The organism is Chryseobacterium sp. CS2K3, from assembly GCF_059515185.1.
Genome location: NZ_JCAKRW010000001.1, coordinates 267,111 through 285,167, shown reverse-complemented (window position 1 = coordinate 285,167; position 18,057 = coordinate 267,111). Strand labels below are relative to the sequence as shown.

At 35.6% G+C, this 18,057-nt stretch carries 19 protein-coding genes; 11 read left to right on the top strand and 8 right to left on the bottom strand.

Annotated elements, in window-relative coordinates; translation table 11 throughout:
- Nucleotides 1-155: 155 nt before the first annotated feature.
- Together AC5YGG_RS01320 and AC5YGG_RS01315 are read right to left on the bottom strand one after the other, a co-directional pair.
- Nucleotides 156-896 (bottom strand): uroporphyrinogen-III synthase, encoded by a 741-nt coding sequence (locus AC5YGG_RS01320; protein ID WP_065395995.1) that lies wholly within the window; start codon nt 894-896, stop codon nt 156-158.
- Nucleotides 897-908: 12 nt separating this feature from the next.
- Nucleotides 909-1,577 carry a DUF4271 domain-containing protein gene (locus AC5YGG_RS01315; RefSeq protein WP_496142616.1) on the bottom strand — a complete coding sequence of 223 codons (669 nt, stop codon included), beginning with the start codon at nt 1,575-1,577 and terminating at the stop codon, nt 909-911.
- Nucleotides 1,578-1,816: 239 nt separating this feature from the next.
- Between AC5YGG_RS01315 and AC5YGG_RS01310 the strand changes: the two genes are divergently transcribed.
- From AC5YGG_RS01310 to AC5YGG_RS01295, 4 genes are all read left to right on the top strand, one after another.
- Nucleotides 1,817-2,533: a polyprenol monophosphomannose synthase gene (locus tag AC5YGG_RS01310; RefSeq protein WP_496142615.1), complete on the top strand. Its 717-nt coding sequence runs from the start codon at nt 1,817-1,819 to the stop codon at nt 2,531-2,533.
- On the top strand, nt 2,530-2,898 hold the full coding sequence (locus tag AC5YGG_RS01305) for a DUF4296 domain-containing protein (protein ID WP_496142614.1): 369 nt from the start codon (nt 2,530-2,532) through the stop codon (nt 2,896-2,898). The genes AC5YGG_RS01310 and AC5YGG_RS01305 overlap by 4 nt, the downstream gene beginning before the upstream one ends.
- 64 nt (nt 2,899-2,962) lie before the next feature.
- Entirely contained in the window at nt 2,963-4,093 is a 1,131-nt protein-coding gene (gene tgt / locus AC5YGG_RS01300; protein ID WP_065395758.1) for a tRNA guanosine(34) transglycosylase Tgt, read from the top strand.
- A gap of 7 nt (nt 4,094-4,100) precedes the next feature.
- Nucleotides 4,101-5,213, top strand: coding sequence for an LptF/LptG family permease (locus AC5YGG_RS01295; RefSeq protein ID WP_496142613.1), 1,113 nt, complete (start codon nt 4,101-4,103; stop codon nt 5,211-5,213).
- On the opposite strand, the gene AC5YGG_RS01290 is transcribed toward AC5YGG_RS01295, so the two are convergent.
- Complete coding sequence (locus AC5YGG_RS01290; RefSeq protein ID WP_496142612.1) at nt 5,207-5,920, bottom strand: biotin--[acetyl-CoA-carboxylase] ligase; 714 nt, start codon at nt 5,918-5,920, stop codon at nt 5,207-5,209. The two genes, AC5YGG_RS01295 and AC5YGG_RS01290, sit on opposite strands and share 7 nt — an antisense overlap.
- Nucleotides 5,921-6,007: 87 nt before the next feature.
- Here AC5YGG_RS01290 and rsfS point away from each other — a divergent pair, with 87 nt between their 5' ends.
- From rsfS to AC5YGG_RS01265, 5 genes are all read left to right on the top strand, one after another.
- Nucleotides 6,008-6,373, top strand: a complete 366-nt coding sequence (gene rsfS / locus AC5YGG_RS01285) for a ribosome silencing factor (protein WP_065395761.1) — start codon at nt 6,008-6,010, stop codon at nt 6,371-6,373.
- Between the two features lie 21 nt (nt 6,374-6,394).
- Nucleotides 6,395-8,416 (top strand): ATP-dependent zinc metalloprotease FtsH, encoded by a 2,022-nt coding sequence (ftsH, locus tag AC5YGG_RS01280; protein ID WP_496142611.1) that lies wholly within the window; start codon nt 6,395-6,397, stop codon nt 8,414-8,416.
- A gap of 135 nt (nt 8,417-8,551) precedes the next feature.
- Entirely contained in the window at nt 8,552-9,133 is a 582-nt protein-coding gene (locus AC5YGG_RS01275) for an LUD domain-containing protein (protein WP_496142610.1), read from the top strand.
- A 24-nt stretch (nt 9,134-9,157) separates the two neighbouring features.
- Nucleotides 9,158-10,030, top strand: a complete 873-nt coding sequence (locus tag AC5YGG_RS01270; RefSeq protein ID WP_496142609.1) for a phosphatidate cytidylyltransferase — start codon at nt 9,158-9,160, stop codon at nt 10,028-10,030.
- A 4-nt stretch (nt 10,031-10,034) separates the two neighbouring features.
- Nucleotides 10,035-10,688, top strand: coding sequence for a phosphatidylserine decarboxylase family protein (locus AC5YGG_RS01265; protein ID WP_496142608.1), 654 nt, complete (start codon nt 10,035-10,037; stop codon nt 10,686-10,688).
- A gap of 131 nt (nt 10,689-10,819) precedes the next feature.
- Here the strand turns inward: AC5YGG_RS01265 and AC5YGG_RS01260 are convergent, their stop codons facing one another.
- The 4 genes from AC5YGG_RS01260 to AC5YGG_RS01245 form a co-directional block, all read right to left on the bottom strand.
- Nucleotides 10,820-11,170, bottom strand: a complete 351-nt coding sequence (locus AC5YGG_RS01260; RefSeq protein ID WP_496142607.1) for a DUF1801 domain-containing protein — start codon at nt 11,168-11,170, stop codon at nt 10,820-10,822.
- Between the two features lie 21 nt (nt 11,171-11,191).
- Nucleotides 11,192-13,030, bottom strand: coding sequence for an ABC transporter ATP-binding protein (locus tag AC5YGG_RS01255; protein WP_496142606.1), 1,839 nt, complete (start codon nt 13,028-13,030; stop codon nt 11,192-11,194).
- A gap of 337 nt (nt 13,031-13,367) precedes the next feature.
- Nucleotides 13,368-14,288: a M28 family peptidase gene (locus AC5YGG_RS01250; protein ID WP_496142605.1), complete on the bottom strand. Its 921-nt coding sequence runs from the start codon at nt 14,286-14,288 to the stop codon at nt 13,368-13,370.
- 107 nt (nt 14,289-14,395) lie between these two features.
- Nucleotides 14,396-14,785: a DUF4293 family protein gene (locus AC5YGG_RS01245; protein ID WP_496142604.1), complete on the bottom strand. Its 390-nt coding sequence runs from the start codon at nt 14,783-14,785 to the stop codon at nt 14,396-14,398.
- 144 nt (nt 14,786-14,929) lie between these two features.
- Between AC5YGG_RS01245 and rho the strand changes: the two genes are divergently transcribed.
- Nucleotides 14,930-16,744, top strand: coding sequence for a transcription termination factor Rho (rho, locus tag AC5YGG_RS01240; RefSeq protein WP_496142603.1), 1,815 nt, complete (start codon nt 14,930-14,932; stop codon nt 16,742-16,744).
- A gap of 206 nt (nt 16,745-16,950) precedes the next feature.
- Nucleotides 16,951-17,547 carry a superoxide dismutase gene (locus AC5YGG_RS01235; protein WP_496142602.1) on the top strand — a complete coding sequence of 199 codons (597 nt, stop codon included), beginning with the start codon at nt 16,951-16,953 and terminating at the stop codon, nt 17,545-17,547.
- Between the two features lie 64 nt (nt 17,548-17,611).
- Here AC5YGG_RS01235 and AC5YGG_RS01230 read toward each other — a convergent pair whose 3' ends face one another.
- Nucleotides 17,612-18,034 (bottom strand): DUF6146 family protein, encoded by a 423-nt coding sequence (locus AC5YGG_RS01230; protein WP_496142601.1) that lies wholly within the window; start codon nt 18,032-18,034, stop codon nt 17,612-17,614.
- Nucleotides 18,035-18,057 lie beyond the last annotated feature (23 nt).

Here is an 18,057-nt window from a genome sequence, read left to right as displayed (position 1 = left end):
TAAATATATATAAAAAACACCGTGGATAAGAGAAATGGTATAATATTCTAACTATTTGATTTTTAGTATAAAAATGTTAGTTTTTGATGTGTTTTAAAATAAAAAAACCATCCTTTCATTTGAAAAGATGGTTGATTATTTTGTATTTGTAAAGGCTATTTATGCAAAGCTTTCACATATTTTTCAAGAGCCATGGTCATAGAAGGCGTTTCCTTCGTTGGAGCCATCAAATCTACTTTTAATCCGGCTTCTTCTGCGGCAGCCAGAGTGGTGTTTCCAAAAACTCCGATTTTTGTCTCATCCTGCTTGAAGTCCGGGAAGTTTTGTTGCAAAGACTTGATTCCTTGTGGGCTAAAGAAAATCAACATGTCATAATCTTTAATGTTGATATCTGTAAGGTCACTACAAACGGTACGGTACATGATTGCTCTTGTCCACTCTACGTTCGCAGAATCTAAAGTTTTTACAATATCCGGGCTTAAAACATCTGAAGATGGCAACAGGTATTTTTCAGTTGGAAACTTTTTGAACAGAGGAAGCAGGTCTGAGAAGTTTTTCTCCCCAAAGCTGATTTTTCTTTTCCTGTACACAATATGCTTTTGAAGGTAGTTGGCTATTGCTTCCGACTGGCAGATATATCTCATTGTATCCGGAACTGCAAAACGCAGCTCTTCTGCAAGCCTGAAGTAATGGTCAATCGCATTTTTACTGGTAAAAATGATACCGGTATATTGCGTCAGATCTATTTTCTGAGTTCTGAGCTCTTTATTGTCAACCCCTTCGACGTGGATAAATGGACGGAAATCAATCTTTATTTTTTCCTTCTTCGCTATATCCAGATATGGAGAAGACTCACTAGGCGCTGGTTGAGAAACCAATATAGACTTTATTCTCATCTTTGACATTTATTAAAAAAATAACAACTTCCAAAGCAGTAATAATGGTGCGATTTGGAGCGTGCAAATATACAAAAATTTATAATACCATTTCTCCGGAAGAATCTTGTTCTTGTGAAATAAATAGAAAAAAACTTTGAAAATGAATACAAAAGAAAAGAAGAAGAAATAGTAAAGGAACATTTTATTTCTGTCTACAGGGAAGTAATAATGCGTTATACACAAGATTATTAATAAAAAAGACAGGATAAAATAAAACTTTGTGGAGGTGAAATAAAATATCGTCCATTTTTTTCCATCTCCTATACTTTGGTAAAATAAAAATCCTAATGCAGATTTTGTTAAATAAAAAAAGATAACCGCCAATAATGTATAACCAAACTTGTTAAGCTGATATCCTCCAATCTGTAAATCTGCAATATATTTTGGAACTACAGGAATATACTGTGAAATCAAAACAGAAAGTGTAAGCGTGATCACACAGGACGTAATGATCCAGCTCGGCAGGTTATTACTCGCATCAAAATACTTTTGAAGCAGAAAATCCTTAAGACTGGCATCCCTTTCTATAATGTTCATCATGAAAACATATAAAAATATACAGCCTATTAGTATAAAAATTACCCAATCGTTGTTCTCAGGTATTCTTACATGATTGATGAAGTTTTGTGATGACGGCAAATTTTAATTTTTTAATTTTTTATTTAACGATAAATAACACAACTTGGCATAGATTTTCTTTATTGCTTTCCCTATGAAATTTATGCTAAAGTATATTTCTCCATTGATTTTCACACTATTCAAAACAGATAAACAAACTTCCTGAAATAATGATATAATCTCTGAGAAATATTTTTGCAAAATTATAGATTATTTTGTATAAAATAAAAAGGTTAAATAAACTATCTTTGCAAACTGAAATGAAAAAACTCGTCATCATCCCAACCTACAACGAAAAGGAAAATATTGAAAATATTATTTCCGCGGTTTTTGCATTGGAGAATGACTTTCATGTTTTAGTAGTGGATGACTCTTCTCCGGATGGAACGGCAGAATTAGTAAAAGACTTACAAAGAAAATATCCCCATCATTTACACCTGTCCATAAGACATATCAAAGATGGTTTGGGGAAAGCATATATTCATGGATTTAAGTGGGCGCTTGAAAATAAATATGATTATATTTTTGAAATGGATGCCGACTTTTCTCATAATCCCAATGATCTGCCTAAGCTTTTTGAAGCATGCCTGAATGCCGATATGGCGATTGGTTCCCGCTATTCAAAAGGAGTAAATGTAGTCAACTGGCCTATGGGAAGAGTATTGCTGTCTTATTTCGCGTCAAAATATGTGAGATTTATTCTGGGACTTCCTATCCATGATACCACAGCCGGTTTTGTCTGTTTCTCACGAAAAGTACTGGAAGAGATCGGATTAGATAATGTAAAACTGAAAGGATATGGATTTCAGATTGAAATGAAATTCAGAGCCTATAAAAAAGGCTTCAAAATTGTAGAAGTTCCTATTATATTTACCAACAGAATTTTAGGAGAAAGCAAAATGAACGGTGGAATTATTCATGAAGCTGTTTTTGGAGTATTAAACCTGAAGTGGAAATCAATAATCAACAGGCTATGAAAAAACTGATCTTTATTTTCGTTTTGATGAGTATGTTGTCATGCAGCGATTTTATCGATAAACCTAAAAACCTGATCGATCAGGATGTGATGGCTGAAGTAATTGCTGATCTTATGATTAATGACCAGGCTGTTTTTACATATCAGGACAAGAATATGGAAGCCGGTACACGTTTCGTTTTAAAATCTCATAACGTAAAACCAAGTGACTTTACAGAAAGTTTCAAGTATTACGTTATCAAAGAGAAAATGAATGATATAACGAATAATGCACAGGAAATTTTACTTAAAAAAGATCCGAAAGCAGAAAAATATGTAAAGGAAAAATTGAAGCAAAGCGGAGGCGCTTCTCCTTTTGCCCAATAAATAAATGATGAAACGGGTTTTCCCGAAAAGATCGCTGATGGCGGTGAATTAAAATAGTATACAGATGAAATTTTTTAATATAGAAAAAACCTCTGAAGGAAAAGCTAGGGCAGGGGAGATTACTACAGATCACGGAAAGATTCAAACTCCTATTTTTATGCCTGTAGGAACTGTTGCAAGTGTAAAGACAGTTCATCAGAGAGAATTAAAAGAAGACATTAAAGCTCAGATTATTCTGGGAAATACTTACCACCTTTACCTTCGTCCCGGAATGGAAACAATGCAGGATGCCGGTGGATTGCATAAATTCATGAATTGGGATCTTCCTATTCTTACAGATTCAGGAGGTTTTCAGGTTTTTTCACTGGCAAGTAACAGGAAAATGACAGAAGAAGGTGCAAGGTTCAAGTCTCATATCGACGGAAGCTATCACATGTTTTCTCCCGAAAGATCTATGGAAATCCAAAGACAGATCGGAGCAGATATTTTCATGGCTTTTGATGAATGTACACCTTATCCTTGTGATTATAACCAGGCAAAATCATCCATGGAGCTTACACACCGTTGGCTGAAGAGATGTATTGAATGGACAAATGATAATCCTGAACTTTACGGACATAAGCAAAGACTTTTCCCAATCGTTCAGGGATCCACGTATTCAGACCTTAGAAAAATTTCTGCGGAAGTGATTTCTGAAGCCGGAGCAGAAGGAAATGCCATTGGTGGACTTTCTGTAGGAGAGCCTGAAGAAGAAATGTATAGAATTACCGATGAAGTAACCGATATCCTTCCAAAAGAAAAGCCAAGATATCTAATGGGAGTAGGAACTCCTTGGAATATCCTGGAATCTATCGGATTAGGAATTGATATGATGGATTGTGTAATGCCTACCAGAAATGCCAGAAACGCAATGCTTTTCACTTGGCAGGGGGTAATGAACCTTAGAAACGAAAAATGGAAGCGTGACTTCTCGCCTTTGGATGAATTCGGAACCAGCTTTGTAGATAAAGAATATTCAAAAGCGTATCTTCGCCACTTGTTTGTGTCCAAAGAATATTTAGCAAAACAGATTGCTTCAATCCATAACCTTGCTTTTTATCTTGATCTGGTAAAAGTAGCGAGAGAACACATCCTTGCAGGTGATTTCTATGAGTGGAAGAACTCCGTAGTACCAATTCTTAGACAAAGACTGTAATAAAAGTATGCTTAAAATTGTAGACAAATATATTATCAAAAAATACCTTGGAACTTTCAGTTTCATGCTGGTACTATTGTCTATAGTGGTGCTTGTCATCGATGTGCAACAAAAGATTCCAAGGATTGAAAATGCAAAAGCCCTTGACTCTAAGCTTGATCTTGGGTATTTTCTTATTCATTTCTATCCTTTCTGGATCATCAATCTTGTAGTGACATTTCTTTCCATTCTTGTATTTATTACCGTGATCTATTTCACCTCAAGAATGGCAAATAATACTGAAATTGTTGCAATTATCAGTAGTGGAGCCAGTTTTCACAGATTCTCAAAACCCTATCTATATACTTCAATTTTAATTGCATTGGTGGCGCTTTTGGTATATCATATGATACTCCCTTGGGCGAATATTAAAAAAAATGAACTGGAAGCTTATACCTATAATGCAGCCAATAAAGAAAAAATATTAGGAACCGCTCCCGCATCCTCACAGCTTAGCAAAACCGAATACATCTTTGTAGATTCCTGGAATAAAAGGGAAAAAAGAGGCTCAGGTTTTGTCTATCAAAAATTTGATAACGGTAGAAAAATGACATACGAGCTTAAAGCAAGTGATGTATACTGGGATCAGGAGAAAAAACAATTCGTCTTAAATAATTACTACGAAAAGACCATTAATAAAGATAATTCAGAAAAACTGGGTAACGGAGCAGAACTTAGGAAAAACTACGGGCACGCACCGGAAGAACTTTTCCCGAATGAGCTTTTAGGACAAAATAAAACCACTCCGGAACTTCTGAAGTTTATCGAAAGAGAAAAAGCAAGAGGAAACAGTAACCTGAACTCTTATCTGAATGAACTGCATCAGAGGACTTCTATGCCTGTTTCTATCATCATCCTTACATTCTTGGCACTTTCATTATCATCTCAGAAGAAGAGAGGAGGGTTAGGAATTAACCTTGCAATAGGTATTTCACTGGCATTCCTTTTCGTATTCTCATTTGAGGCTTTAAAAGTGGTTTCAGAGAATAAAAGTTTATCACCGGCATTGGCAATGTGGCTGCCGAACCTTGTATTCCTGCCACTTACCCTTTACCTTTACCTTAAAAGAGCCAATCAGTAAAGAAGTTTTACTTCTTTGTGATAAAAAGAATGCATTCCGTCTTCCAGCTCGATCCAAAGCTCACCTTTGTCATCTGCCTTTCGGATAATGCCATTTTGTCTCTCTTTGTCAATCTCGAAAACAGATATAGTATCTTTTCGGAACAGATGTTCATTAAATCTGTCAAGGATTTCCTGATCATTCGGAATATTTTTCATTTTTTCAGAAAGAAATTCATGAAAGCTTAAAGTAAAATCTTCAAGGTCAAATACCTTACCTGTCTGCGTTAGAAGTGAACCTGCGTTGGATATCTCTTCGAATTTTTCCTGAAGAATATTGATTCCCGTTCCAATGATGAAATAATTATTTTGATTAATTTTTTTCTTTTCAATTAAAATTCCGACGATTTTTTTACCTTTAAGGATGATATCATTCGGCCATTTAATCTTTACGTCATTATCAGCCAAATTGGCAAGGAAATCACGGACAATAATTGCGGTATAATAATTGAATATAAAGTCGGAGCACAGGATGTTTTGGGTATTCACTGCCAGCGTATATGCCAGGTTTTTTCCGGCAGTCGGGATCCATACATTTCCATACTGACCACGACCTTTTGTTTGATTGAAAGTATGCAATCCTATAAAATCTGAATTTTCATAAAGTAAAAACTTTGATATTTCGTCATTAGTAGAAGAACATTCTTTCAGAGAGAATAGTTGACTCATTTAAGAAAACTTTAAGACATTAAGGGAGTAAAAGTAAGGTTAAAGTAAAGAAAAAACAATAAATTTGCAGATTATAGTATTTTTTTAATGAATAAAACAGCAGAAAAACAAGCACTAATAGATAAAATCGTTGAAGCACTTCAAGATGTAAAAGGTGAAGATATTATGATCTTTGATCTTTCTAATATTGAAAACTCAGTGGCGGAAACGTTCGTAATATGTAGCGGTAACTCGAATACACAGGTTGCGGCATTAGCTGGAAGTGTAGAGAAAAAAGTGAGAAACGATCTTAAAGACAGACCTTGGCACGTAGAAGGTACGGAAAATGCAATGTGGGTATTGGTAGATTACGTTTCAGTAGTGGTTCATATATTTCAAAAAGATGTACGTGAGTACTATGATATAGAAGAGCTTTGGGGTGACGCAGTCATTACCAAAATTGAAAATGAATAATAAAAATTTTAAAAAGTATAAATGAATAATAAAGGATTCAACTGGTTCTTTCCTATTGTAATCGTAGCTCTTTTGCTATATTTTGGCTCCAATTTCTTAGGAGGAGACGTAGCAAAATCTATTGATGAAGATGGTTTCTTTAGAGAAATGCAGGCGGGGAAAGTCCAAAATATAATTATATACAAAGACATAGAGAAAGCTGATGTTTTCCTTACCAAAGAAGCGAAATCAGCAATGGTTTCTAAAACAGCTAAAGAAAACAACCCTCTTTCCGCATTTGAAATGGCTCCTAAAGCAGATTATTCTGTAAAATTCGGAGACCTTCAACTTTTCCTTCAGAAATTTGAACAGATCAAAGCTACAGATCCAGCGATTAAAACAGCTAAAGATTACGGAGCAGGTAAAAGCCCTTTCGCAGATATTTTAATATCAGCATTGATCTGGATTGCTATTTTAGGATTATTCTACTTCCTTCTTTTCAGAAAGATGGGTGGAGGCGGAGGTCCTGGTGGACAGATCTTCTCAATCGGGAAATCTAAAGCTAAGCTTTTCGACGAAAAAGAAAGAATCCAGGTGACATTTAAAGATGTGGCAGGATTAGAAGGAGCTAAAGAAGAAGTTCAGGAAGTCGTAGACTTTTTGAAGAACTCTGAAAAATATACAAAATTAGGAGGTAAAATTCCTAAAGGAGTATTATTGGTAGGTCCTCCGGGAACAGGTAAAACCCTATTGGCAAAAGCTGTTGCAGGAGAAGCTAAAGTTCCTTTCTTCTCACTTTCAGGTTCAGATTTCGTAGAAATGTTTGTTGGGGTAGGAGCTTCAAGAGTAAGAGATCTCTTTGCTCAGGCTAAAGCTAAATCTCCAGCGATTATCTTCATCGATGAAATTGATGCTATCGGACGTGCAAGAGGAAAAAATAATTTTTCAGGCGGAAACGACGAAAGAGAGAATACATTGAACCAGCTTCTTACTGAAATGGATGGTTTCGGAACAGATACAAACGTAATCGTAATGGCTGCAACGAACAGAGCTGATATCCTTGATAAAGCTTTGATGAGAGCAGGACGTTTTGACCGTTCTATCTATGTAGACCTTCCGGAGCTTCATGAAAGAAGACAGATCTTTGATGTTCATTTGAAGAAAATCAAGCTTGATGATAATGTAGACAGAGAATTCCTTGCTAAGCAAACTCCTGGTTTCAGTGGAGCAGATATTGCCAACGTTTGTAACGAAGCAGCACTTATCGCAGCAAGAAATAATCATACTTCAGTAACAAAACAGGATTTCCTTGATGCTGTAGACAGAATCATCGGTGGTCTTGAGAAGAAGAATAAAGCGATCAAACCTTCTGAAAAAAGAAGAGTAGCTTATCACGAAGCGGGTCACGCAACTATTTCATGGTTGGTAGAACATGCTTCACCACTGTTAAAAGTAACAATTGTTCCGAGAGGACGTTCTTTAGGAGCAGCTTGGTATCTTCCGGAAGAAAGACAGCTTACAACTACTGAGCAAATGTTAGACGAAATGTGTGCTACATTAGGAGGTAGAGCTGCTGAGCAGGTGATCTTCAACAATATTTCAACAGGAGCACTTTCTGACTTGGAAACTGTAACGAAAAGAGCACAGGCAATGGTAACGATCTACGGATTAAGCCCGAATATCGGTAACATTTCTTACTATGACAGTTCAGGACAGTCTGAATATAATTTTGGTAAACCTTATTCTGAAGAAACGGCAACTAAGATTGATGCAGAGATCAAATCGATTATTGAAAACCAATACGAGAGAGCGATCAGAATTCTTGCAGAAAACAAAGACAAGCTGGATGCTCTTGCAAGTAAGCTTTTAGAAAAAGAAGTGATCTTCCGTGAAGACTTAGAAGAAATCTTCGGTAAAAGAGCTTGGGATCCTGAATTGACAGAGAAACCGGTAACTAATACAATTCCTGAAAAAGAACAACCGGAAGTATTGGAAACACCTCAGATCAAAGAAAAAGAGGAAGAAAGCGAAATACAGGCTCCAGAAAGCCCAACGCAGCTTTAAGTTCCTTTAAAAATTGGATATATAAAACCTGACAACTTTAAAATTGTCAGGTTTTTTCATATTTAAGGAGATATTTTGAAATCTATTGTAATTTATTTTCTATTTTTGTATAAAGTTGACTAAAAATAGATTAAGTTGAATTTATTCAAGAGGATTGTAAGCAAACTTACCAACCAGCCTGAGGAAGAAGAAAAACAGAGCCTGGAGAAGCTAGGGGACTCGCTGAAAAATGCGGATCTCGACTATAAGTTTGCGCAATTATTTACGCATTCGGGGGGATTTTTTAATTATTGTGCAGATGAAGCGGAAGCTCTACAAACTTTAAATCAAATTATCAAAATAGAAGGTATTCATAACTTATTCTGTTGGGATAAAGAACTTCAGAATTTCTTAAATGTAGTGAAGTCTCCTTATACTTTAGAACTGCAGGCATCCAACGATGCCGCATTTATCACATGTGAATACCTGATTGCATATGACGGAAGAATTATGCTGTCTCACAATAATATCCTTCATTATCATTCCTCAAGGCTACCTGAGAAAATTATCATCATAGCCAATGTTTCACAGATTGTAAACAACCTGAATGATGCCATGGGGAAAATAAAAAGAAACGGAAATATCAAGAACCTTACTTCTATCAGCGGAAGCCAGTCTAAAATGGACAGTTCTTCAAATTCCAATACAAAACTGTTTTTATTGCTGCTTGAAGATTAAGCACCCACATTTAAATTTTAAATTTTGGACAAAAACCTCATTCAAAGAACCATTTCAGGTCTCGTTTATGTAGCCATTATCATTCTTTGTACGACTCCATTGGGAGCGCAACTTATCAATAGTGTTTTTCCTGATCTTATTCAACAACAGTATCTTTACCACGGATTGATAAGCCTTTTGTTGGTTGTAGGTACATGGGAATGCATTAAAATAATGAAATTTGGGAAAGGATATGAAAAGTGGGTTGTTTACCCATTAGTTATTTTCATCTTTTATATTTTTTCCAAAAGATACTTCCACCACGATTTCTTTTTTGATTTCAGATTGAGCGAAATATTAGCACTGGGATTGATTGCGATTGCCGTAGTGACCTTATTTAAGTTTCCGAACGAATTATACTACGACAGCGGAAAACTGATCTTTACGGTCATTTATGTGGCTCTACCTTTTAGTTTTGCTTTGGGGCTGCCCAAGTTCTCAAGTTATGAACATACTTTTTCACTGGAAGTACTTTTCCTGTTCATCCTGATTTGGAGTAGTGATACTTTTGCATATTTGGTAGGAAAGTTCTTCGGTAAACATAAAATGGCTCCTAAAATTTCACCTAAAAAAACATGGGAAGGATATGCCGGAGGTGTTGTTTTAACATTAGTTTTATCCTATTTCATAGAACATTACCAGCCTGAGCTTCGTGCGAACTGGATGGTAGTAGGTTTTTTAGTGGCTGCTTTTGCTCCACTAGGGGATTTGGTAGAAAGCCAATTGAAGAGAAACTTCGGTGTAAAAGACAGTGGAAACATCATTCCGGGGCACGGAGGAGTATTAGATAGGCTGGATAGTTTTATTATCTGCGTTCCTGTCGTATATTTGTACTTTATTTTAGAAAAATTTATTTAGTCTCATGAAATTGCATAGAGAATCAAAAGGAACGATTACGGTAGCAACGATACTGTTTCTGGTATTGGGAGCTTTAGCCATCTATTTCCTTAAAATATGGTCATTATTGATCATCATGCCTTTGTTGGTAATTTACTGTCTGGTATTCTGGTTCTTCAGAGTTCCGAACCGTACTATTCTTGACCACAAAGAAAATGTAATAGCTCCGGTTGACGGAAAAGTAGTAATGATCAAGGAAGTGGAAGAAAATGAATTCCTAAAAGGAAAGGCAATTCAGGTTTCTATCTTCATGTCTCCTCTGAATGTACACATTTGTAGATATCCGGTTACCGGAAAAGTAATTTACAAAAAGTATCATCCTGGGAAATATCTGGTAGCATGGCATGAAAAATCTTCTACAGAGAATGAAAGAACAACAGTAGCTGTAGAAACTGGAACAAACCATAAGGTGGTATTCAGACAGATTGCAGGGTATGTAGCAAGAAGGATTGTATTCTATTGTAATGAAGGTGATAAGGCAAGTGCGGGACATGAGTTCGGATTTATCAAGTTCGGGTCAAGAATGGACGTTTTTCTGCCTTTAGACACGGAAATCATCTGTAAGATAGGCGACATTACCAAAGGTGGTTTGGATGTGATCGCTAAATTAAAAGATTAAGATTATAATCATCATACTAAAGACTGTTCTGAGAAGAGCGGTCTTTTTTGTTTTTAAATACTGATGAAACGAATATCACTAATAAAAAACGAAGATCATCTCCGTTTTATATCAACCCTTCTAATGGTTATTTAAGCTTTAATATACTGCTTTATTTCGTCTAATAAGTTTAGGATGAACTCTACCGGCAAATCATCTTCGGCATCAATTAAAAGAATCTTAAATTTCTTTCTCCCATCCTGCGTAAGTTCCGGATAATCAAGCTTATCACCATGATAAAAACTGAGGTAGTGTTTTTTATACTTTTTGCTATAGTAAAAATAGCACAGCATTTTCTTTTTATACTTGATAAAGGGAAGACCGAAGCTGAAAGTTTCTGTAATATTTTCAGGATCTGAAGCGAGAATGGTTTCTCTTAAAAAAAGAAGAGTACTTCTATCAGGCTCTTCGATTCTGTAGAAATACTCTTGTATGGGATTCATTTTGAAATTGATTAGAATGTTTTAGTCAAAGTTCTGTAATTCAACAAGCTTGTTGTACATCCCTTTTCTGGCAATAAGATCATGGTGGGTTCCTTGTTCTACAATGGTTCCTTTTTCCATTACTACAATCCAGTCTGCTTTTTGAATGGTTGAAAGTCTGTGGGCGATAACAAGAGAAGTTCTGTTTTCCATCATCTTTTCAAGGGCATCCTGAACGAATCTTTCGGATTCTGTATCCAAAGCTGAAGTTGCTTCATCAAGAATCATGATCGGTGGATTTTTCAATACAGCTCTTGCAATGGAAACTCTTTGCTTCTGACCTCCGGAAAGCTTATTTCCGTCGTCTCCGATATTGGTATCATAGCCTTCAGAAAGACCAGTGATGAAAGTATCTGCATTAGCAATTTTAGCGGCTGCAATTACTTCTTCTCTGGTTGCATCAGGTTTCCCCATCAGAATGTTGTTATAAACAGAATCATTGAATAATACGGATTCCTGAGTAACCATTCCCAGAAGCTGGCGGTATTCCTGTAGTTTTAAATGTTTAATATTTGTTCCGTCAATTAAGATTTCTCCTTCAGAAACATCATAGAATCTGGCTAAAAGATTGGCAATAGTTGTTTTACCACTTCCACTTTGCCCTACTAAAGCAACTGTTTTTCCTTTTGGAATCGTAAGATTGAAGTTTTTAAGGATCAGATTGGCTTTATCATAGTAGAATCCAATGTTCTTGAATTCAATAGTATTTTGAAGGGTAGAAATAGAAACCGGTTCTGCAATTTCTTCGATTTTAACATCTGCATCAAGGATTTCCAATACTCTTTTCAGAGAAGCCTCTCCTTTTTGTACATTAGAAATAGATGAAGATAACGTCTTTGCCGGTGGTAAGATCTGGAAGAACATTCCTAAGAACACCAAGAAACCTGCAGGCGATAAACTTTGGTCTACAATAATCTGTTTTCCACCATACCATGCGATGATCAAAAAGGTAATGGAACCTAGAAATTCACTCATTGGCGACGCTAATTCTTTCTTTCTTCCCAAACTCATTGAGCTTGAGATCCATCTGTTCATAGATTGCATAAAACGGCTATCCATGATCTTTTCTGCATTAAATATTTTAATAACCTTTGAAGATTTCAACGTTTCGTCTACGATAGAGAAGATTGTTCCCAATTCATGCTGTGCTTCATGAGAATCCTTTTTAAGACTTTTTCCAATTAATGCGATCATCGTTCCCATTACAGGCAGTACCAATAAAGAGAAAAGCGTCATTTCCGGGCTTACAATAAATAATGAGATCAAAGTACTGATCAACATAAAAGGGGCGTTGATTAGCTCAACTAAACTGCCCAGAATACTTCCTTCAACTTCCCCCACATCATTAGACATACGGGACATCATATCTCCCTTTCTGCTTTCAGTAAAAAAAGAAACGGGTAACGATAATATTTTTCTGTACATGGCACCACGCAGATCTTTGGTAACTCCTACACGGTAATTGATCAAAAGTAATGCTCCTAAATATCTGAAAACATTTCTTAAAAGAAACATAAAGGCTGTAATGATACACAACCAGGCAAGAACTTTCAGAGAACCGTATTCAGAAACTAAAGACTGTATATAATAAGTGGAATATTGCTTTGCATAAGAGAAAAAGTCTATGATTTCACCGGAATAAACGGGTGCTGCATCTTGTTTTTCAGATTGTATAGTGCCAAAAAGCATTCCCAAAACCGGTAGAATAGTTCCTAAGGAAGCAATCTGAAAAACGGAATACAGAATATTGAAAAATAAACTTCCGTAAATATATTTTTGGTGGGGTCTCGCGAACCTCAGAATTTTTTTATACTCGTTCATTCAATGAAAAAATTGGATAGCAAAATTACGCAAAATTAAAAGATAAGACGTTCTTAATCTTCTTTTACTTTAATGGATATGTTTCAAAATAGAGCTATTTGTTACAAATGACTGAATTTTAAATGTATAATATCAAAATCCGCATTCTGTATTGAAATGTGAGATGCCTATTATGAAGAATAGTTTTGTGCAAAAGTATGAAGTAGGAAAGTGGAAGAAAGCTCAGGGAAAAAATGTTGAAACCCTTCTGTTTTAGATGTTTCTTGCGTTTTTTAGCCACGAATGCACTGTTTTTTTATTTGTGCATTCGTGGCAATTAAAATATGTTGAGAAGATTTTAAAATTTGACCTTATCATTATATTGAGGATCAAAATTTTTAGGAGTCAGTTTTTCTAATGTTTTTCCAAAATTATTGATAATCTGTGTCATATTGTTCACGTCAACAATATTCATATCGTCATTTTCATGATGATAATGGGTTGCTTTTGACATATCAACCGTTGAAAAAGAATGTGCAATAATTTTCTTTTTTACAAAGCTTACATTATCTGAACGGTAAAAAAGCTGTTGTTTGGCATATGGATCCGCATTTATTTTTAATCCGTTTACAGCATATTTATTGAACAGTTCATCAAGATCTGAAAATCCGTCGCCTGTCATATACAATGCATTTTTCCCCCATTGGGATTCTGTAGCCACCATTTCAAAATTGAAAAGGGCAGTCATAGTTTGGTAAATAGGATCAAGATTCTGATCTGTAGAAATAGCTTTTGACCCTAACATCCCTTTTTCTTCTCCATTGAAAGCCATGAAGACCATTGAAAACTCAGGATTCTTATTTTTGAAATAGTCTGCAATACCTACTAAAGTTGTAATTCCGCTGGCATCGTCATCTGCTCCGTTATAGATATTATCTCCTTTTTTGTTACTGGTTCCGATATGATCGAAATGACCTGAAAATCCTAGAAATTTATTCGATTTACCTTTTTTCATACCACATACATTGTAAGCGGTTTTTCCATTGTAGTCAAAAGGAATCAGGTAGGAGTTACCTGTGCAATATTCCAGTTTATTTTCTTTGAAAAGATTCGCAATATAATTTGCTGCATTATCATTTTCAGGAGTTCCTATTTCGCGTCCTTTCATTTCATCGGAAGCAAGGGTTGAGATAACTGTTTTTATTCTCTCCTGAGATACTTCCTGTGCGAAAGTAAAGGTTGACAATAGAGATAAAGTGAGATAGGTTATTTTTTTCATATGGTGATGATTGATATTATTTTTAATGATTATAAATATCTTACCGTGTAAAAATAAAAAAACAGCTCCAATAAGGAACTGTTCTCACTCAAAAAATCGTTGTAAGGCTATCGAAGTCTGTCTACAGATTTTACGAGCCTCTCATCTTTACGGATGTATACGTTTGCTATAAGCAGACATATTACCGCAATCAATGGGAAAATCGGCTCAATACCCTTCTCAGGAAACTGAATTCCTCCGGATAAGTTTAGTAACCAGTACGCCAATACACCAATCAACAAAGCGTTTATAATGATGCTGATGGTATTCAGCAAAATTTGTCTTTTTCTGTTTTTGAAACTAAAAATACTTAATGCACCTATAATGACAAGTACTATAGCTCCAATATTAATTACCGGGATAGTGTCTGATAAAACAACATCCTGTCCCGTTATAAAAAGGAAAACAGCAGCTAAAACTGCTAATAGGGTCCATATAGTTTGTATTCTCTGTAGCATTGAATATTAAATTCTTGGCAAAAATAACATAAATTTTGCACAATTCAAAAATAAGTGTAGATTTGCATTATACAATGTACTTGAAAACAAAAGTCACCGGACTTACTTTTCTTACTCACAATTAATTACATTTTTACATTAAATATGTTTAACATAGAAACGTTAAGGTCAAAATCCGTAACGGAACTGACTAAAATCTTAAAGGATTTGGGCGTTAAAGTTGCAAGAAACAGCAATGAAAATGACAAGATCTTTGCAATTCTTGACTTTCAGGCTTCCAACCCTAAAGTCTCAAAAGATTATTTCAACGCCACCGAAACCAGCGCAAATACTGAAGAAGCCCCAGCAGAAAAACCTGTGAAGGCTCCGGCAAAAAAAGCTGCACCAAAGAAAGCTCCAGCTAAGCCAAAAGTGAATGCAAAAGCACAGGCAGAACCAATAGTAGAGGAAAAAGTAGAAGAAAGTTTGCCGGTTGCTGAAGAAGTAAAAGTTGAAGAGCCTAAAGCTGAAACAGTAATCGCAACTGAAGAAGCCTCTACAGCGAATGCCGCTAAAAAGAAAAGAAAAAGAGTTCCTACCAATACAGGTAATACGGAAATCTCTCAGGAGAAACCAGAAGCTCCTAAAAACACAGAACCTCAAGAGCCTGCTCAGGCTGACGAAAAGCCCAACCATCCTCAACAGCAACAGGCTAATAAATCTCCAAGAGGAAATAACCATCCGCAAAACGGCGGAAACCAACATAAAAATCAACATCAGCATCAAAACCAAAACCCTAATCAGAATCAAAACAGACATTCTGAAAAGGCTGAGGAACATGCAGACCACAAGAAAGAGTTCAACTTTGACGGTATGGTAAGCATTGAAGGGGTGTTGGAAATTTTACCGGATAACTACGGATTCTTACGTTCATCAGATTTTAGCTATATCTCTTCTCCCGATGATGTGTATGTTTCTACAGCACAAATCAGAAACTTTGGTTTAAAAACCGGAGATACAGTAAAAGGAATTGTAAGATTACCTAAAGAAGGCGAAAAGTATTTTTCATTATTAAGACCTACAGAAGTTAACGGACGCGATCTTGCGTTTATTAAAGACAGAGTAGCGTTTGAATACCTTACCCCACTTTTCCCTGAAGAAAAATTCAATCTTGCAGGAAGCGGATCTACTGTTTCTACAAGAATTGTTGATTTATTCGCACCTATTGGTAAAGGACAAAGAGCAATGATTGTTGCACAGCCTAAAACAGGTAAGACAATGTTGCTTAAAGATATTGCTAATTCTATTGCGGCTAACCACCCGGAAGTATATATGATGGTTCTTCTGATTGACGAACGTCCGGAAGAGGTAACTGATATGGAAAGAAGTGTAAATGCAGAAGTTATTGCCTCTACATTTGACGAAGCAGCAGAAAAGCACGTAAAAGTAGCTAACCTGGTTCTTGCAAAAGCACAGAGAATGGTAGAATGCGGACACGATGTTGTTATTCTATTAGACTCTATTACCAGATTGGCAAGAGCTTACAACACCGTAACGCCTGCATCAGGTAAGGTTCTTTCCGGAGGGGTAGATGCTAATGCACTTCACAAACCGAAAAGATTCTTCGGAGCTGCAAGAAAGATTGAAGGCGGTGGTTCTTTAACGATTATTGCTACTGCGCTTATCGATACTGGTTCTAAAATGGATGAAGTAATCTTTGAAGAATTCAAAGGTACAGGTAACATGGAGCTTCAGTTGGATAGAAAAATTGCTAACAGAAGAATTTATCCTGCAATTGATCTGGTTTCGTCCAGTACCCGTAGAGATGATCTTCTTTTAGATGAAGTGACTTCACAGAGAATGTGGATTTTAAGAAAATATCTTTCTGAAATGAATCCTGTAGAAGCAATGGAATTTGTAGATAAGAACATTAAAGGAACCCTTAACAATGAGGAATTCTTAATGTCTATGAATAAATAAATTTAATTATTGTTAATTAGAAAGCACGAATCCCTAGGATCCGTGCTTTTTATTTTTAAGCTAACTACTGAATAAAAAAATATTTTAAAACTTAATTCATTCTAAATCAATGTATCAATGTTAAAGATTTATTAAAGTAATCCCCAATCTTTGATAATACCTTAAATATTGGCTAATTTTGAAGTATAACATTAAAAATAAAGATTATGTCATTTGAATTACCAAAACTAGGATATGCATACGATGCATTAGAGCCTACTATCGATGCAAGAACTATGGAAATCCACTATACGAAACACCACCAGGCGTATATTGACAATTTAAATAAAGCAATCGAAGGAACTGATCTAGCTGGAAAAACTATCGAAGAGATCTGCCAGACAGGAACTGATAAGCCAGCAGTAAGAAATAATGGTGGTGGACATTTCAACCACTCTTTATTCTGGGAAATCTTAACTCCTGGAGGAAGCAAAGAGCCAGTAGGAAACGTAAAAGCTGCTATCGAAAACTATGGTGGTCTTGATAAGTTCAAAACTGATTTTTCTGATGCTGCTAAAACAAGATTTGGTTCTGGATGGGCATGGTTAGTAAAAAATGCTGATGGTTCTGTATCTGTTTCTTCTACTCCAAACCAGGATAACCCATTAATGCCTGTTGCAGACGTTAAAGGAACTCCGGTATTAGGATTAGACGTTTGGGAGCACGCTTATTACTTAAATTACCAAAACAGAAGACCTGATTATGTTTCTGCTTTCTTTGAAGTTGTAAACTGGGATAAAGTAGAGGAGTTATTCAACAAATAATTTTCACTATTATAAAATAAAAAAGGTTCAGAATTTTCTGAACCTTTTTTATTGTGAATGACGATTACCACCTTACAGCATCACTTCCGGATAATCCGTTCATTCTTAATTTGTATTTCCAGTTTACATATACAAAAACCTGATATAGCTTATATTCAAATTTGATCCCGTAATTTTCTTTAGGATCATAATCTATCCCGGATTCTATAATGTTTGGATATCTTCCTGAGTTATAATAACTGTTCCATTCATTGACCAGAAATGTATTTTTTGTTTTCAGGTAAGACTCAGAATACTGGTTGATAGGTTTAGCTACAGCATTCAGAAAGTAATCGAATTGAGTGTCAATTACAGTAAGGTCCCATTCTCCGTCTTCATTTTTTGAAGGTTTCATTTCATACTGCTCTTTATCTTTTTTCGGAGTATTCTGAGAATAGCAGCCATAGGGTATAAGAGCAATACACAATAGAAGGATTAAATTTTTCATGACTTCTTACTATTTATATAAAA

Bases quoted from the DNA above. Each gene is read 5' to 3' on its own strand.
- AC5YGG_RS01305 (WP_496142614.1), top strand. From the start codon at position 2,530: ATGAAAAAACTGATCTTTATTTTCGTTTTGATGAGTATGTTGTCATGC.
- ftsH (WP_496142611.1), top strand. From the start codon at position 6,395: ATGAATAATAAAGGATTCAACTGGTTCTTTCCTATTGTAATCGTAGCT.
- AC5YGG_RS01230 (WP_496142601.1), bottom strand. From the start codon at position 18,034: ATGAAAAATTTAATCCTTCTATTGTGTATTGCTCTTATACCCTATGGC.
- rsfS (WP_065395761.1), top strand. From the start codon at position 6,008: ATGAATAAAACAGCAGAAAAACAAGCACTAATAGATAAAATCGTTGAA.
- AC5YGG_RS01245 (WP_496142604.1), bottom strand. From the start codon at position 14,785: ATGCTACAGAGAATACAAACTATATGGACCCTATTAGCAGTTTTAGCT.
- AC5YGG_RS01290 (WP_496142612.1), bottom strand. From the start codon at position 5,920: ATGAGTCAACTATTCTCTCTGAAAGAATGTTCTTCTACTAATGACGAA.
- tgt (WP_065395758.1), top strand. From the start codon at position 2,963: ATGAAATTTTTTAATATAGAAAAAACCTCTGAAGGAAAAGCTAGGGCA.
- AC5YGG_RS01250 (WP_496142605.1), bottom strand. From the start codon at position 14,288: ATGAAAAAAATAACCTATCTCACTTTATCTCTATTGTCAACCTTTACT.
- AC5YGG_RS01295 (WP_496142613.1), top strand. From the start codon at position 4,101: ATGCTTAAAATTGTAGACAAATATATTATCAAAAAATACCTTGGAACT.
- rho (WP_496142603.1), top strand. From the start codon at position 14,930: ATGTTTAACATAGAAACGTTAAGGTCAAAATCCGTAACGGAACTGACT.
- AC5YGG_RS01320 (WP_065395995.1), bottom strand. From the start codon at position 896: ATGAGAATAAAGTCTATATTGGTTTCTCAACCAGCGCCTAGTGAGTCT.
- AC5YGG_RS01255 (WP_496142606.1), bottom strand. From the start codon at position 13,030: ATGAACGAGTATAAAAAAATTCTGAGGTTCGCGAGACCCCACCAAAAA.
- AC5YGG_RS01265 (WP_496142608.1), top strand. From the start codon at position 10,035: ATGAAATTGCATAGAGAATCAAAAGGAACGATTACGGTAGCAACGATA.
- AC5YGG_RS01310 (WP_496142615.1), top strand. From the start codon at position 1,817: ATGAAAAAACTCGTCATCATCCCAACCTACAACGAAAAGGAAAATATT.
- AC5YGG_RS01260 (WP_496142607.1), bottom strand. From the start codon at position 11,170: ATGAATCCCATACAAGAGTATTTCTACAGAATCGAAGAGCCTGATAGA.
- AC5YGG_RS01235 (WP_496142602.1), top strand. From the start codon at position 16,951: ATGTCATTTGAATTACCAAAACTAGGATATGCATACGATGCATTAGAG.